This is a genomic window from Rhodococcus sp. 105337 (assembly GCF_012844225.1).
Lineage (GTDB): Bacteria > Actinomycetota > Actinomycetes > Mycobacteriales > Mycobacteriaceae > Rhodococcus.
Window position 1 is genome coordinate 204,002 of record NZ_JABAGQ010000007.1, and the last position, 15,247, is coordinate 219,248.

At 67.5% G+C, this 15,247-nt stretch carries 12 protein-coding genes; 4 read left to right on the forward strand and 8 right to left on the reverse strand.

Annotated features, from left to right (window positions below; genetic code table 11):
- Genes purH through HF886_RS13645 form a run of 4 tightly spaced genes read right to left on the reverse strand, consistent with a single transcriptional unit; the run spans position 1 to position 5,108 of the window.
- Positions 1–1,560 carry a bifunctional phosphoribosylaminoimidazolecarboxamide formyltransferase/IMP cyclohydrolase gene (gene purH, locus HF886_RS13630; RefSeq protein WP_169621440.1) on the reverse strand — a complete coding sequence of 520 codons (1,560 nt, stop codon included), beginning with the start codon at positions 1,558–1,560 and terminating at the stop codon, positions 1–3.
- Entirely contained in the window at positions 1,547–2,194 is a 648-nt protein-coding gene (gene purN / locus HF886_RS13635) for a phosphoribosylglycinamide formyltransferase (RefSeq protein WP_206037059.1), read from the reverse strand. The genes purH and purN overlap by 14 nt, the downstream gene beginning before the upstream one ends.
- Positions 2,195–2,248: 54 nt before the next feature.
- Positions 2,249–3,778 (reverse strand): DUF6350 family protein, encoded by a 1,530-nt coding sequence (locus HF886_RS13640; protein ID WP_169652567.1) that lies wholly within the window; start codon positions 3,776–3,778, stop codon positions 2,249–2,251.
- A gap of 49 nt (positions 3,779–3,827) precedes the next feature.
- Positions 3,828–5,108 (reverse strand): DUF5336 domain-containing protein, encoded by a 1,281-nt coding sequence (locus HF886_RS13645; protein ID WP_169652568.1) that lies wholly within the window; start codon positions 5,106–5,108, stop codon positions 3,828–3,830.
- Positions 5,109–5,184: 76 nt separating this feature from the next.
- Here HF886_RS13645 and HF886_RS13650 point away from each other — a divergent pair, with 76 nt between their 5' ends.
- The gene (locus HF886_RS13650) at positions 5,185–5,808 is read left to right on the forward strand and encodes a YigZ family protein (RefSeq protein ID WP_169621436.1); all 624 of its coding nucleotides are present in this window, start codon (positions 5,185–5,187) and stop codon (positions 5,806–5,808) included.
- Positions 5,809–5,912: 104 nt separating this feature from the next.
- Here the strand turns inward: HF886_RS13650 and sucD are convergent, their stop codons facing one another.
- Together sucD and sucC are read right to left on the reverse strand one after the other, a co-directional pair.
- Positions 5,913–6,815: a succinate--CoA ligase subunit alpha gene (gene sucD / locus HF886_RS13655; RefSeq protein ID WP_169621435.1), complete on the reverse strand. Its 903-nt coding sequence runs from the start codon at positions 6,813–6,815 to the stop codon at positions 5,913–5,915.
- 16 nt (positions 6,816–6,831) lie between these two features.
- Positions 6,832–8,001, reverse strand: coding sequence for an ADP-forming succinate--CoA ligase subunit beta (gene sucC / locus HF886_RS13660; RefSeq protein ID WP_169621434.1), 1,170 nt, complete (start codon positions 7,999–8,001; stop codon positions 6,832–6,834).
- Between the two features lie 465 nt (positions 8,002–8,466).
- On the opposite strand from sucC, the gene HF886_RS13665 reads away from it, so the two are divergent.
- Positions 8,467–9,429, forward strand: coding sequence for a M23 family metallopeptidase (locus tag HF886_RS13665; RefSeq protein ID WP_169621433.1), 963 nt, complete (start codon positions 8,467–8,469; stop codon positions 9,427–9,429).
- Between the two features lie 81 nt (positions 9,430–9,510).
- Here HF886_RS13665 and pcrA read toward each other — a convergent pair whose 3' ends face one another.
- Positions 9,511–11,874 carry a DNA helicase PcrA gene (gene pcrA / locus HF886_RS13670; protein ID WP_169621432.1) on the reverse strand — a complete coding sequence of 788 codons (2,364 nt, stop codon included), beginning with the start codon at positions 11,872–11,874 and terminating at the stop codon, positions 9,511–9,513.
- Between the two features lie 128 nt (positions 11,875–12,002).
- Between pcrA and HF886_RS13675 the strand changes: the two genes are divergently transcribed.
- Positions 12,003–12,311, forward strand: a complete 309-nt coding sequence (locus tag HF886_RS13675) for a chorismate mutase (protein WP_240955119.1) — start codon at positions 12,003–12,005, stop codon at positions 12,309–12,311.
- An 81-nt stretch (positions 12,312–12,392) separates the two neighbouring features.
- On the opposite strand, the gene HF886_RS13680 is transcribed toward HF886_RS13675, so the two are convergent.
- Complete coding sequence (locus HF886_RS13680) at positions 12,393–13,844, reverse strand: NAD-dependent succinate-semialdehyde dehydrogenase (protein WP_169621430.1); 1,452 nt, start codon at positions 13,842–13,844, stop codon at positions 12,393–12,395.
- A gap of 78 nt (positions 13,845–13,922) precedes the next feature.
- On the opposite strand from HF886_RS13680, the gene pgi reads away from it, so the two are divergent.
- Positions 13,923–15,247 (forward strand): glucose-6-phosphate isomerase (gene pgi, locus HF886_RS13685; RefSeq protein WP_169652569.1); only part of this gene is annotated, 1,325 nt, incomplete at its 3' end.

Genomic DNA, 15,247 nt, shown 5'->3' on the forward strand with positions numbered 1-15,247 from the left:
TCAGTGGGCGAAGTGGCGGGCACCCGTCAGGTACAGGGTGATCCCGGCTTCACGCGCTGCCTCGATGACCTCGTTGTCGCGCACCGATCCGCCGGGCTGAACGACGGCCTTCACTCCGGCCTCGGTAAGCACTTGGAGGCCGTCCGCGAACGGGAAGAACGCGTCCGAGGCGGCGACGGAACCGACGACCCGGTCGCCCGCGCGTGCCACAGCCAGACGCGACGAATCGACGCGGTTGACCTGCCCCATGCCGACTCCGACGGTCGCGCCACCCGAGACCAGGAGAATCGCATTGGACTTGACGGCGCGCACCGTCCGCCACGCGAACTCGAGATCGCGCAGGGTGGCTTCGTCGGCGGCCTCGCCGCACGCGAGCTGCCAGTTGGCCGGTGCATCGCCCTCGGCATCGAGCGCGTCGCGTTCCTGAAGCAGGAGCCCGCCGGAAATCTGGCGCATCTCGATCTGCGAGGACGACGGCGAGTCGGCCCGCAGGATGCGGATGTTCTTCTTGCGGGAGAGCACCTCTACCGCACCGTCCGCATACGACGGCGCGATGACGACCTCGGTGAAGATCTCGGCGACCTGCTCGGCCATCTTCACGCTCACCTCACGGTTCGCGGCGATCACACCACCGAATGCCGACACCGGGTCGCATTCGTGGGCATTGCGGTGAGCGGTCGCGATGTCATCGGCGATCGCGATCCCACAGGGGTTGGCGTGCTTGATGATCGCGACGCACGGCTCGCGATGATCGTGCGCGGCGCGCCATGCGGCGTCGGCGTCCTGATAGTTGTTGTAGGACATTTCCTTGCCGTGGAACTGCTCGGCCTGAGCGAGTCCCGGCTCGCCCGACCCGTCCACGTAGAGGGCAGCCGCCTGGTGCGGGTTCTCGCCGTAGCGCAGCACATTCGCACGGGTCCACGTGGCGCCGGTCCAGGCGGGGAACTTCGCATCGTCGTCCGGAGCCGCGTAGCCGCTGTTCATCCAGGTCGCCACCGCGACGTCGTAGGCCGCGGTGTGCTGGAACGCTTGCGCGGCAAGGCGCTTGCGCTGCTCGAGGGTGAAACCGCCGGCCGCAACGGATTCGAGGACATCGCCGTACGCGGCGGGATCCACGACCACGGCCACCGACGGATGGTTCTTCGCAGCGGCGCGCACCATGGACGGTCCGCCGATGTCGATCTGCTCGACGCACTCGTCGGGGCCGGCGCCGGAGGCAACCGTCTCCGTGAACGGGTAGAGGTTGACCACGACCAGTTCGAATGCCTCGATGCCCAGATCGGCGATCTGGTCGAGGTGGTCCTGCTTGCGGGTGTCCGCGAGGATGCCCGCGTGGACACGCGGGTGCAGCGTCTTCACGCGACCCTCGAGGCACTCCGGGAAGCCGGTGAGTTCCTCCACCTTCGTCACGGGCAGGCCCGCTCCGGCGATCGTCGCCGCGGTGGAGCCGGTCGAGACCAGCTCGACCCCCGCGTCGTGGAGTCCTGTCGCCAGTTCGACGAGTCCGCTCTTGTCGTACACGCTGACCAGCGCGCGGCGCACAGTCTTACGTTCGGTCACCGGGGATCACGGCCTTTCGTCCATCGGAAACAACTCCACGGGTCGCGACGGCGGCGACCACCTCTGCCAACAGCCGTCGCTCCACAACTTTGATTCGTTCGTGCAGGCTCGCCACGTCGTCGTCCTCGAGGACGGGCACCGCCTCCTGCGCGAGCACCGGGCCGGTGTCGACTCCGCCGTCGACGAGGTGCACGGTCGAACCGGTGACCTTCACGCCGTACGCGAGCGCATCGGGCACTGCGTGTGCGCCGGGGAACGACGGCAGCAATGCCGGGTGGGTATTGATGATGCGTCCACCGAAACGGTCGAGGAACGCCGGTCCCAGGATCTTCATGAATCCGGCGGTGACCACGAGATCGGGCTCGAATTCGGCGACGGCCTCGGTGAGTGCGCGATCCCAGGCAGCCCTGTCCGGATGCTCGCGCAGGGACACCCGGAACACGGGGATACCGGCTGCCGCCGAGTGCTCTTCGGCCGGGCACTCGCGGTCGACACCGACAGCGACGATGCGTGCGGGGTAGTCGTCGTCACGCGCCTGCTCGAGCAGTGATGCCAACAGGCTTCCCGTCCCGGACGCGAGTACGACGAGCCGCGCCGGTGCGGTGGGCGGCAACTGGTCACGCGAGGCAGTCAGGGCACTACTCCTGGAACTCGAGGGGGTCGGCCGACGAACCGGCCGTGTCAAAGCCTAGTCGGCGCCCTTCTTGCCCTTGCCCTTGCCCTCCGTGTCCGACTCCGCCTCCGACTCGGCGTCCGCCACGGCTTCTCGGCTTTCGTCCTCCCCGGACTCGTCCTCCCCGGACTCGTCCTCCGCAGACACGCCCTCCGACGTCTCGTCGGTGCGGGAGTCGGAGTCCGGGTCCGCGTCGTGATCGGAATCCTCGGCCGCGTCGCTGCGCTCCGCTGCCTCGTCATCCTCCCTCAGCTCGTCGTCGATCGGGTCATCGTCCAACTGCTCGTCGTCTGTCTGCTCGTGGTAGTCCTCGCGCAGGACTGCGGCGGTCAGGCGACCCTCGCGCCACATGAGCAACTGGGCGACGATGAGCCCGAGCAGTCCTGCCCACGCGAACAGGAGCACGCCGGCGAGCCACCATCTGGCCCCGACGACCCCGAAGATTCCCAGTGGGCCACCTGCCGCCCAGGTGATGCCTGCGGTGACCAGCCCGGCGAACCCTGCCGCGGCCAGAACCGTCCGAGCAGCGTCGAGGCTTCCCACCGGCGCCCCGTCGGCCTGCGCCTGGAGCGTGCGCTGCGCGGCAAACCGGCCGAGCAGAGCACCGACTGTGGCCGGCACAGCAAGCAGTACCGGCCACAGTGCGTGCGCCGGTCCCGCCGGGATCGCCGCGAGGATCGGGAGAGCAGGCAGATCGCCCCCCGACGCCTCGAACAAGCTCAACCGCACCTGCCCGAACTGTGCGGTGCTCCCGGCCAGCACCGCGGACGCACCGATCACCAGATTCGGCAGGTACAGGATCGACAGGACGGTGAGACCGAGGACGCCCGTCCAGGTTTCACCGCGTGCCAGCAGGTCGCCCAGTGTGGTCCACGACCACAGCAGTCCCGCGACGACGAGGACGCCGCCGACCGCGAACATGCCGAGCACCGCCCTCGCCGCGGGGCGGACCGACAGCACGAGCCATTCCGGCACCGCGTACCGGAGGACCAGCGGCCGCCACAGACGTGAGCCGATTCCGAGCAACGCGGCGAGCAGGTACAGGCCCGTCACCCACGCCAGAGCCGCAGCGGGGTTCGGCGACGCGACAGGAAGAACACCCGCCGCGTCCTGCATCACGACGAGCGCGACGACCGTGACGGTCAGCGGGCCGGCCAGTGTTGCCGCGGTGATGCGTGCGGCGTCGGGGCCTTCGAGTTGGTACCCGGTGTAGTCCATGACGGCGTCTGCCGCCGAGGCGGCCCCTCGCGCCGACAACCACACCAGGACCGCTGTGGGCAACAGGGGAAGCACACCGAGCGAGGTGCCGTCGATCGTGAGGGTCACCTGGTGCAGCGCGAGCCAGGTACCCGCGATGGCGGCGTAGATCCCCGCCAGGTCGCTGTTCGCGAGCACCATGGTGGTCACCACGATCGTGGCGACCACCGCGAGCGTCACCGCGGGAAGACGTGCCGCGGTACCGACCAGGATTCGGAACCGCTCCGGATCGAGGTGGCCGTCCTCGGGTGGAGTGTGCCGGGTCGACCGGCCGAGCGTGGAAGTCATCGAGTCGAGGGTGTCACCGACGTGTCGCGGAGGGTGTCAGGCGCGCCGATCACCGTTGGTCACCCGGTGAGCGGAACGCCTGGGTGGGGGCGGGCTCGCCGGGAGCGGAACCCTCGTTGTCTTCGGCGCGGTTCACGACGGCGCGCTCGGCATCGGACTCGGGCGCCGACGACGCATCCTCCTGCTCCGGGCGGCCCGGCGACTGCTGCGCGTCCGTGTGCTCCGACTCGGACCGGTCGTACTCGCCGCCGGTGTTCACCCCGGAATGCGACTGGGTGGCCTGGTCGGGCCCGCCGTACTGAGCGGGAGTGAAGCGCTGTGTGCGTTCCTGGTTGGTGCCCCCGTGTTCGCCCGAGTGCTGCTGGCCGAACTGCCCACCGTGCTGCTGTGCGCCCGCAAAAGGCTGGTCGCCCGCAAAAGGCTGGTCGCCCGGCTGCTGTCCGGCGGGGTACTGCGACTCCGGCGACGGCGACGCGGAGGAAGACGACCCACCGGGGTACTGCTGGCTACCGGAGTGCTGGCTACCGGACTGCTCGGACTGCCGGCCGGAGGCGGGCTGGCCCGGGTACTGCTGCGCCCCACCGTACTGCTGGCCCCCGTACTGACCGCCGTACTGCTGGCCCCCGTACTGCTGGGCATCGAACTGCTGACCCGGGAACTGCTGAGCACCGAACTGCTGACCGGGATACTGCTGAGCTCCGGCGGCCTGCCCGCCGTACTGCTGCTGGCCGCCGTACTGGCCGCCGTACTGCTGCTGGCCTGTGTACTGCTGCCCGCCGTACTGCTGGGCACCGAACTGCTGTCCCGGGTACTGCTGGGCACCGAACTGTCCGACACCCTGCTGCGCCGAACCCTGCTGCGGCGAACCCTGCGGATAGCCTTGTGCGCCACCGCTCTGCCGTGCCGAGCGTCCGGGCACCAGAATGCCCAGTCCGAACAGCAGAGTGACGACGGCGAGCGCGGCCTGCACGAAGCCGAAGACGAGGATCGTGACTCCGCCCCAGGCGATTCCCGTGTCTTCCGGCAGATGGAACAACTGGAAGAGCGAGGTCACGAAGCCGACTCCCGACGCGACCACTGCCACTGCCCGCAGGTCCTGGCCGGGCAGCAACGAGAGCGCTGCGCTGACGCCACCGAGCAACAGGAAAGCGAGGGGCACGACGGCGAATCCGAAATCGAACGACGACAGTGCGACGCGGGAACCGAACGTGATGCTCACATACGGCGCGAGACCGAGTAGAAAGTTCACGACACCGAGCGCGGCGACCACAAGTGGCAGCAGCAGCGGCACCACCTTGCTCGGGGTGGATTGCCCTGCGGGGAAATTCATCGGTCCTCCTGCTGTCGGTTCGGCTGTCGTCCGTCTCCTGCGTACCAGCCTAGGCACGACCCGCGAGAATGGGGCCATGCCGCACACTTTTGCCCCGGGCCCGGATGTCGTTGTGGAAACCGAGGTCAAACGTTCGCGATTTCTCGCCGCACTCCGGCGTGTCGAATCACCGGAGTCGGCGCTGGCCTTCGTCGAGGAACAACGGCGACTGTATCCCGATGCACGCCACCACTGCTGGGCGTTCGTCGTCGGCGACGAGCATGCGACGCGGGCCGAGCGGTCGAGCGACGACGGCGAACCGGGCGGAACCGCAGGTATCCCGATGTTGCAGGTCCTGCATCACCGTGACCTCGTGAACGTCGCTGTGGTGGTGACGCGGTGGTTCGGCGGCATCAAGCTGGGTGCGGGCGGACTCGTGCGCGCGTACTCGGGAGCGGTCACGACCGCGCTCGACTCGGCGCGCGTGGTCACGCGGGTCCGCCGGGAGCTGTTCGAACTCGGGGTCGATCATGCCGACGCCGGTCGCGTGGAAGCCGAGCTGAGACAGCGCGGGGTCAGCGTGCTCGGCGTCGCGTACGGCGAGCGTGCGGTACTGACCGTCGCGACGTCCGACCCGGTCGTTCTCACGGCGACGGTCGCGTCGGTCACGTCCGGTTCGGGTGACCTCACGCCGGTGGGGCACCAGTGGATCGACGAGTAGGCACCGAAAGCACACTGCCCCCGAAACACGCCTGCCTCCGAAAACACACTGCCCGTGTGTGTTCCGTCGGGAACACACACGGGCAGAGGTCGAACGGTGCGAAATTACAGCGACTGCAGGATTTCGCGCGCGAGAGCGGCGGTCTCGGACGGCGTCTTGCCGACCTTGACGCCGGCGGCCTCGAGGGCGTCCTTCTTGGCCTGGGCGGTGCCCGAGGAACCGGAGACGATGGCGCCGGCGTGGCCCATGGTCTTGCCCTCGGGTGCGGTGAAGCCCGCGACGTAGCCGACGACCGGCTTGGTCACATTGGCCTTGATGTAATCGGCTGCGCGCTCCTCGGCGTCGCCGCCGATCTCGCCGATCATCACGATGACCTTGGTCTCGGGATCCTTCTCGAACGCAGCAATCGCGTCGATGTGGGTGGTGCCGATGACCGGATCGCCGCCGATGCCGATGGCGGTCGAGAAACCGTACTCACGGAGTTCGAACATCATCTGGTAGGTCAGGGTGCCCGACTTCGACACCAGACCGACCGGACCCTTGCCGGCGATATTCGCCGGGGTGATGCCGACCAGCGCCTCACCGGGGGTGATGATGCCGGGGCAGTTGGGGCCGATGATCCGGGTCTTCTCGCCCTTGTCGACGTTGTAGGCCCACGCGTACGCGGAGTCCTGCACCGGGATGCCCTCGGTGATGACGACCAGCAGCGGGATCTCGGCGTCGATGGCCTCGACGATGGCGTCCTTCGCGAAGGCCGGCGGAACGAACGCGATGGAGACGTCCGCGCCGGTCTCCTTCATGGCCTCGGCGACGGTGCCGTAGACCGGCAGTTCGACGGCGTTGCCGTCCTTGTCGGTGTGCGAGACCGTGGTGCCGGCCTTGCGGGCGTTGACGCCGCCGACAACCTGGGTGCCGGCCTTGAGCATGAGAGCGGTGTGCTTGGTGCCCTCGCCGCCGGTGATGCCCTGGACGATGACCTTGGAATCCTTGGTAAGGAAGATTGCCATTGTTCTGTGTGTCCCTTTACTTCGCCGCGAAGGCGAGCTCGGCAGCCTTGTCGGCAGCCTCGTCCATGGTGGCGACGACCGTGACCAGCGGGTGGTTGGCCTCGGAGAGGATGCGGCGACCCTCCTCGACGTTGTTGCCGTCGAGGCGGACGACCAGCGGCTTGTTGGCCTCGTCGCCCAGCGTCTCGAGCGCGCCGACGATGCCGTTTGCCACGGCGTCACATGCGGTGATGCCACCGAAGACGTTGACGAACACGCTCTTGACCTGCTCGTCGTTGAGGATCACGTCCAGGCCGGCGGCCATGACGGCAGCCGAAGCGCCGCCACCGATATCGAGGAAGTTGGCGGGCTTGACTCCGCCGTGCTTCTCACCTGCGTAGGCAACGACGTCGAGAGTGGACATCACGAGTCCTGCGCCGTTACCGATGATGCCGACCTCGCCGTCGAGCTTGACGTAGTTGAGGTCGTTCTCCTTGGCCTTGAGCTCGAGCGGATCGGTGGCGTCCCGATCCTCGAATGCCTCGTGGCCGGGCTGACGGAACGCGGCGTTCTCGTCCAGCGTCACCTTGCCGTCGAGAGCCAGAATCTGGTCGTCCGGGGTGCGGACGAGCGGGTTCACCTCGACGAGGAGCGCGTCCTCCTTGATGAACACCTCCCACAGCTTCTGGATGGTGTTGGCGGCGGCATCGAGCACCTCTGCGGGCAGCTTGCCGGCCTCGGCGATCTCGCGGGCGAAGGCCAGGTCGACGCCCTTGACCGCGTTCACCGGGATCTTCGCGAGGGCGTCCGGGTTCTCCTCGGCGGTGACCTCGATCTCGACGCCACCCTCCACGGAGCACATCGCCAGGTAGGTGCGGTTGGTGCGGTCGAGCAGGAAGGAGATGTAGTACTCCTCGGCGATGTCACTCGCCTCTGCGACCAGCAGCTTCTTCACGACGTGGCCCTTGATGTCGAGGCCCAGGATGGCCTCGGCGTTGGCCACGGCGGCATCGACGTCGGCGGAGTACTTCACGCCGCCCGCCTTGCCACGGCCGCCGACCTTGACCTGCGCCTTGACCATCACGGGCTTGCCGATTTCCTCGGCGATCTCGCGGGCTCCGGCGACCGTGTCTGTAACACGTCCAGCCGACGTCGGCACGTCATGCTTGGCGAAAAGTTCCTTCGCCTGGTATTCGAAGAGATCCATCTGCTCACCGTCTCGTCTGCGTTCACGCCCGCTCGGGGGTATTGAGCGGGCCGGTTCGGACTCTAGTTACATGGACGCCCTGCGAAACGTCCGCGCTCCGGGCATGTGGCGCATGTCACGGATCCTGGACGCCGAGGGTTAGCTCACGGGTTTCCTCCCGGAATGTGAGAACGCCGCAACCAAGAGGAGCACCATCCCCAGGATGACAGGCGCCGCTCACGCGGCCGCGACCGGCTCCCCCGAGGCCGCCCGGCAGTCGGCCCCCGATTGCTCCGAGGCTCTTTCGCAATGCAAAAGTCATTGGATGTTTCATCCCGTGACATTCGGCCCATTCCCCGCTTTTCCCAGCACATAACTGTGATGCCGCTCACATAAGGGCTTTGGTTTGCGTTATAGGTTGCCCTGCTTGCGATCGTTTCGTTACCGTCGCTCAGGTCAAGTAACGATGAGGTCACGAAACGGAGGATGGCGATGCGCCCAGGCAGCCCGATTGCCGAAAGCCACGCCCGCCGGCCCGAAACGGCACCGGACGACTGGAACGCTTGGACCACAGCGACCATAGATTTCCGCACGACGGGCCTCGCCTCCGAGCCGACCTATTACGTCGACGCTCCCACCTCGGATTCCGCCGAATCTTCCGACACCGTCTCTCCTGTTCGCCGCAGCGGAGCGCACCGGGTGCCCACTCCCCCGACCGCGCTCAAGGGCCGTGCCGCGGTGTTCGCCGTCGCCGCCGGCGCAGTCGTCGCAGCGGGTCAGGCAGCGACCAACGGTGGCCCCGGCCAGAACGCCGACCACAGCCAGGTCGCACTCGCCGCAGACACCAGCGACTCCTCGGTCATCACGGCCACCGCGGTGCCGCAGGCAGCGCAGTTCACTTCCGACAGCACCGGTGCGGCACCCTCGCAGGCGCCCCAGGTGCTCAACATCGCCGACCCCAACGACCTGTCGCAGTTCTCCAACCTCCTCGCCAAGGGCGAACGCTTCAGCGAGGAGCGAGCGGCACGCGAGGCAGCGGCCCGACGGCCCCTGTTCGTCCTTCCCGCTGCGGGCGCGTTCACCTCGAACTTCGGTGCTCGCTGGGGCACTCTCCATGCCGGCATCGACATCGCCGGCCCGATCGGCACCCCGATCCTCGCGGTCGCCGACGGTGAAGTCATCGATTCCGGTCCCGCGTCGGGTTTCGGTATGTGGATCCGGTTGCTCCATGCCGACGGCACGGTCACCGTGTACGGGCACATCGATCAGTCCATGGTCAGCGTGGGACAGCAGGTCCTGGCCGGCGACCAGATCGCCACCATGGGTAACCGCGGATTCTCCACCGGTCCGCACCTCCACTTCGAGGTGCACCTCAACGGCGTCGACAAGATCGACCCGGTGCCGTGGCTCGCCACCCGGGGCATCGCCCCCGGCAGCAACCGCGTCTGACGAACTCCCACATCGCGCGCCCTTCCGCCGCGATACCGGTCGCCTCGCGACAGCCCGCGCGGGCAACCGCGGTGCGGGCGCCTAGAGCTTGATCATCGGCACGCCGCCGACCAGCATCAGCCGGACCTTACCGGCACTTCCGAAGTCGATGACGACCGTCGCGGTAGGCCCACTGCCCTTCGTCTCCAGAACCGTGCCCAGCCCGTACTTGTCGTGGCTGACGCGGTCGCCGACGGCGAGCACGAGGTGATTGTTTCGCCCGCGCGGCGCCCCGAAACTCGGCGAGGACGAACGCTCCTCCCTCGCACCGAACCGCGATCCCGTGCCCGAGCCGATGGCATGTCCGCGCCCCGGCCCCGGATCTGTCCGCTTCCATTCGACGAGGTGCTGCGGAATCTCCTGCAGGAAACGAGATTCCGGATTCGTGACGGGTTGTCCCCACGACGAGCGCAGCACTGCGCGGCTGACGTACAGACGACGGCGCGCTCGCGTGATGCCGACGTAAGCCAGACGCCGCTCTTCGGACAACTCGGCAGGATCACCGAGCGCACGCATGTGCGGGAACTGCCCGTCTTCCCAGCCCGTCACGAACACGACGGGGAACTCGAGTCCCTTGGCGGTGTGCAGCGTCATCAACGTGACGACACCGTCCTGGTTTTCGGGGATCTGGTCGGCGTCGGCGACGAGTGAGACCTTCTCCAGGAACGCCGCCAGCGAACCGGGATCCGGGTCGCCGTCTTCACGTCCCACATCTTCGATACCCGCGGCATTGCGCACGTCGGCGCTGAATTCCCGTGCGACACTGACGAGTTCGTTGAGGTTGTCGAGCCGGGCGCCGTCCTGCGGATCGTCGCTGGCGGCGAGTTCGGAGCTGTACCCGGTGCGTTCGAGAATCGCCTCGACCACGTCGCCGATGTCGACCGTGTCGTTGCCGTCGGCGTCGGAGACCACCAGCATCGCCCGCAGTTCGTCGAGAATCCCCACGAATCCGGCGATCGCCTTCTGCGCACGAGTGTTCAGCAGGGCAACTTTGCCCTCGGCCGCATCCCGCAGCGCCTGACCGAACCCGATGCCGAGACGCTCGGCATGCACCGCCACGCAGGCCTCGGCCCGGTCGCCGATGCCGCGTCGAGGCGTGTTGAGGATCCGGCGCAGGCTCACGGTGTCCTCGGGGTTCTCGAGGACCTTGAGGTACGCGACGATGTCGCGCACTTCCTTGCGCTCGTAGAACCGGACCCCGCCGACGACCTTGTACGGCACGCCGTGACGGATGAACACGTCCTCGAAGGCCCTGGACGCGTTGTTGGTGCGGTAGAACACCGCGATATCGGAGAACTTGATGCCCTCGTCGACGAGACGGTCGATCTCCGCCGCGACGAACCGCGCCTCGTCGTGCTCGTTGTCGGCCACGTACCCGACCACGAGATCGCCCTCACCGGAATCGGTCCACAACCGCTTCTCGCGACGACCGGTGTTGCGGGAGATCACCGCGTTTGCCGCGGACAGGATGTTCTGGGTGGACCGGTAGTTCTGCTCGAGCAGGATCGTGCGCGCCTGGGGATAGTCGCGCTCGAACTCCTCGATGTTGCGGATGGTCGCGCCGCGGAAGGCGTAGATCGACTGGTCGGCGTCGCCGACCACGCACAGTTCGCTCGGCTCGACGGTGGAGTCGTCGTCGGGGTCGCCCACCAGGGTGCGGACCAGCACGTACTGGGCGTGGTTCGTGTCCTGGTACTCGTCGACCAGCACGTGCCGGAAGCGCCGGCGGTAGTACTCGGCGATGTCCGGGTGAGCCTGCAGCAACGCGACGGTCTCGCCGATCAGGTCGTCGAAGTCGAAAGCGTTCGCGGCACGGAGGCGCTGCTGATACAGCGCGTACACGCGCGCGACGATCCGTTCCAGATCGCTGGCGTCGGCACCGACGGCGGCCGCTGCCTCTTCCGGGCCGATCAGTTCGTTCTTCAGATTGGAGATCTGGGTGGAGAGCAGCCGCGGAGAGTACTTCTTGATATCGAGTTCGAGGTCTTTCGCGATCATCGTCAGCAACCGGCGCGAATCGTCGGCGTCGTAGATCGTGAAGTTGGAGTTCATGCCGGGCAGGAGGCTCGCCTGGGCCCGCAGAATCCGGACGCAGCTCGAGTGGAAGGTCGACACCCACATCGACAGGGCACGTGGCCCGACCAGAGCGGCTACGCGCTCGCGCATCTCTGCGGCTGCTTTGTTGGTGAACGTGATGGCGAGCACCTGACCGGGTGCGACGCCTCGCTCGCCCAGCAGGTAGGCGATCCGCCGCGTGAGCACTGCCGTCTTGCCCGAGCCCGCACCCGCCACGATGAGCAGCGGCCCACCTTCGTGCGTGACCGCTTCCCGCTGTTGTGGATTGAGTCCCTCGAGGAGAGCGTCCGAATCGGGGGTCGTGTGGGCGGGAGCAACGGGAGTGTTCATCGTTCTACCAAACTACCGGACGCGTACGACAGCGAATCCCCGACTTGGCCGCGGATTGACACGGTGGCAAACTGGACGTTATGTCATGCGCCCTTCACCGGTCGGACGGCCAGCGCTGACGCGAGGAGATGACATTGAACGCCAACACCGACGCTGCTCTTTCCGGCGAAACCGCCGACGCAGTGCCCACCACCGAGGCCGAGATCGACGAACTCCGCAAGGAGATCGATCGCCTCGACGCCGAGATCCTCGCGGCCGTCAAGCGCCGCACCGAGGTCTCGCGCATCATCGGCCGGACCCGGATGGCGTCCGGCGGCACGAGGCTCGTGCACAGCCGCGAGATGAAGGTGCTCGAGCGTTTCAGCGAACTGGGCCAGGAAGGCCACACCCTCGCGATGCTGCTGCTGCGCCTCGGCCGCGGTCGCCTCGGCCACTAGCCCACGGGCAGTGCCGGCCTGAACACTGCGCCGGCCTGAACACTGCCGGCCCGTGGGCGTAGCGGCCGGGGCTCCCTCCCGTTACCGGAGCGCGATGTATTTCGTCTCGAGGTATTCCTCGATACCTTCGGTCCCGCCTTCGCGGCCGATGCCGGACGCCTTGATCCCGCCGAACGGTGCGGCGACATCCGACACCACTCCCCGGTTGACGCCGACGATGCCCGATTCCAGTGCATCCGACACCCGGAGCGCCCGATCCAGATCGTGCGTGAAGATGTACGCCGCCAGCCCGTACTCGGTGTCGTTGGCTGCGGCGACGGCCTCGTCCTCCGTGTCGAAACCGGTGACGGCGGCGACCGGCCCGAAGACCTCTTCCCGCAGGATGCGAGCAGTACGCGGCACGTCGTCGAGCACCGTGGCCGGATAGAACCAGCCCGGGCCCTCCGGGGTCTCGCCGCCGAGTCGCACCGTCGCGCCTCCCGCAACCGCGTCTTCGACCAGTTCGATCACCGTCTTCTTCTGGTTCTCGTTGATCAGCGGCCCGAGGGTCGTGTCGGGATCGGTCCCCGGCCCTTGCTTGTACGACGCCATGCGTTCGGTGAGCTTGGTGACGAATTCCTCCCGGACGGAGTTCGCGACGTGGAACCTGTTCGCGGCCGTGCACGCCTCACCGCCGTTCCGCAGTTTGGCCGCAACCGCACCCTCGACCGCTTCATCGAGGTCGGCGTCGTCGAACACGACGAACGGTGCGTTTCCGCCGAGTTCCAGGGAGGTGCGCAGGAGCGACCGGCCGGCGGTCTGCGCGAGCGACCGTCCTACCGCCGTCGATCCGGTGAAGGTGAGTTTGCGCAGCCGCGGATCCTCGAGCAGGGGGCCGGTCACATCCCCGGCGTGGGACGTCGGCAGCACCGACAACACGCCTGCGGGCAGACCGGCTTCGGCGAAGAACTGGGCAAGCATCAGCAGGGTCAGCGGCGTCTCCGACGCAGGCTTGACGAGCATCGTGCACCCCGCGGCCAGAGCGGGGGCGATCTTGCGGGTACCCATCGCGAGAGGGAAGTTCCACGGCGTGATCGCAAGGCACGGGCCGACCGGTTGCTTCGTGACGAGAATGCGGCCGTTGCCCGCCGGGGCGGGGGTGTAGCGGCCGGCGATCCGCACTGCTTCCTCGGAGAACCATCGCAGGAACTCGGTGCCGTACGCGACTTCGGACCTGCTCTCGGGCAATGCTTTACCCATTTCGAGGGTCATGAGCAGCGCGACGTCGTCGGCGCGTTCGCTGATCTTCGCCCACACCGCGCGAAGAAGTTCTGCTCGCTCACGCGGAGGCGTCGCGGCCCAGTCGCGGCCTGCGGTCACCGCAGCATCCAGGGCGCGCATGGCGTCGTCGGGAGTGGCGTCGGCCACCTCGGCCAGAACGTCACCCGTGGCGGGGTTGTGGACGGGAAAGGTCGCTCGATTTCCGGCAGGCACCCACTCGCCACCGAGAAAGAGGTCGGTGGGCACGGACCGGATCAGTTCTGATGTGTCCATGAACCCCATCATGCGCGTCCCGCGCCGCGGAGGGTGCAAACCCGGCGGTTCGGGGAGGTGGACACTACTGTCGATCGCATGAGCGACGTGACCCGATCCACCCCGTGGCAGAAGTTGGTCGATCATCGCGCGGAGGTCGAGGGGATGCATCTGCGGGAGATGTTCGCCGCCGATCCCGGCCGCGCCGACGCGATGACCGCTGCCGCCGGGGATCTGGTGGTCGACTACAGCAAACACCGGGTCACCGCCCGCACCATGGAGTTGCTGCTCGATCTGGCCCGGGCGGTCGGGCTCGAGGCGGCCCGCGAGGCGATGTTCACCGGCGAGCATGTCAACGTCACCGAGGACCGGGCGGTGCTGCACACCGCGTTGCGGTTGCCGCGGTCGGCGCGGTTGGTTGTCGACGGGCGTGAGGTCGTCGCCGATGTTCACGAGGTGCTCGACGCGATGGGGGAGTTCACCGATCGGGTGCGTGACGGCCGGTGGCGGGGGGCGACCGGGGAGAAGATCACCACGGTGGTCAACATCGGGATCGGGGGGTCGGATCTGGGGCCGGTGATGGTGACGCGGGCGTTGCGGCACTATCACGACGGTCCGCAGGTGCGGTTCGTGTCGAATGTGGATCCGGCGGATCTGACCGGGGTGCTGGCGGGGCTGGATCCGGCGTCGACGTTGTTCGTGGTGGCGTCGAAGACGTTCTCCACGCTCGAGACGTTGTGCAATGCGACGGCGGCGCGGCGGTGGGTGGTGGCGGCGCTCGGTGAGGAGGCGGTGGCGGCGCATTTCGTGGCGGTGTCGACGCATGCGGAGCGGGTGGCGCAGTTCGGGATCGATCCGGTGAACATGTTCGGGTTCTGGGAGTGGGTGGGGGGCCGGTATTCGGTGGATTCGGCGATCGGGTTGGCGGTGATGTGTGCGGTCGGGCGGGAGCGGTTCGGGGAGTTGCTGGCGGGGTTCCGGGTGATCGATGAGCATTTCCGGTCGGTGCCGCTCGAGCGCAATGTTCCGGTGTTGTTGGGGTTGTTGGGGGTGTGGAACACGTCGGTGTTGGGGGCGCAGTCGCGGGTGGTGTTGCCGTATGCGAATGATCTGGTGCGGTTTCCGGCGTATCTGCAGCAGTTGGCGATGGAGTCGAACGGTAAGTCGGTGCGGGTGGACGGGTCGGCGGTGTCGTGTCGGACGGGGGAGATTTTTTGGGGGGAGCCGGGGACGAACGGGCAGCACGCGTTTTTTCAGTTGTTGCATCAGGGGACGCATCTGGTGCCGGCGGATTTCATCGGGTTCGGTCGGTCGACCGATGATCTGCCGACCGTGGGTGGGTCGGGATCGATGCATGAGGTGTTGATGGCGAACATGTTTGCGCAGGCGAAGGTGTTGGCGTTCGGGAAGTCGGCGGCGGAGCT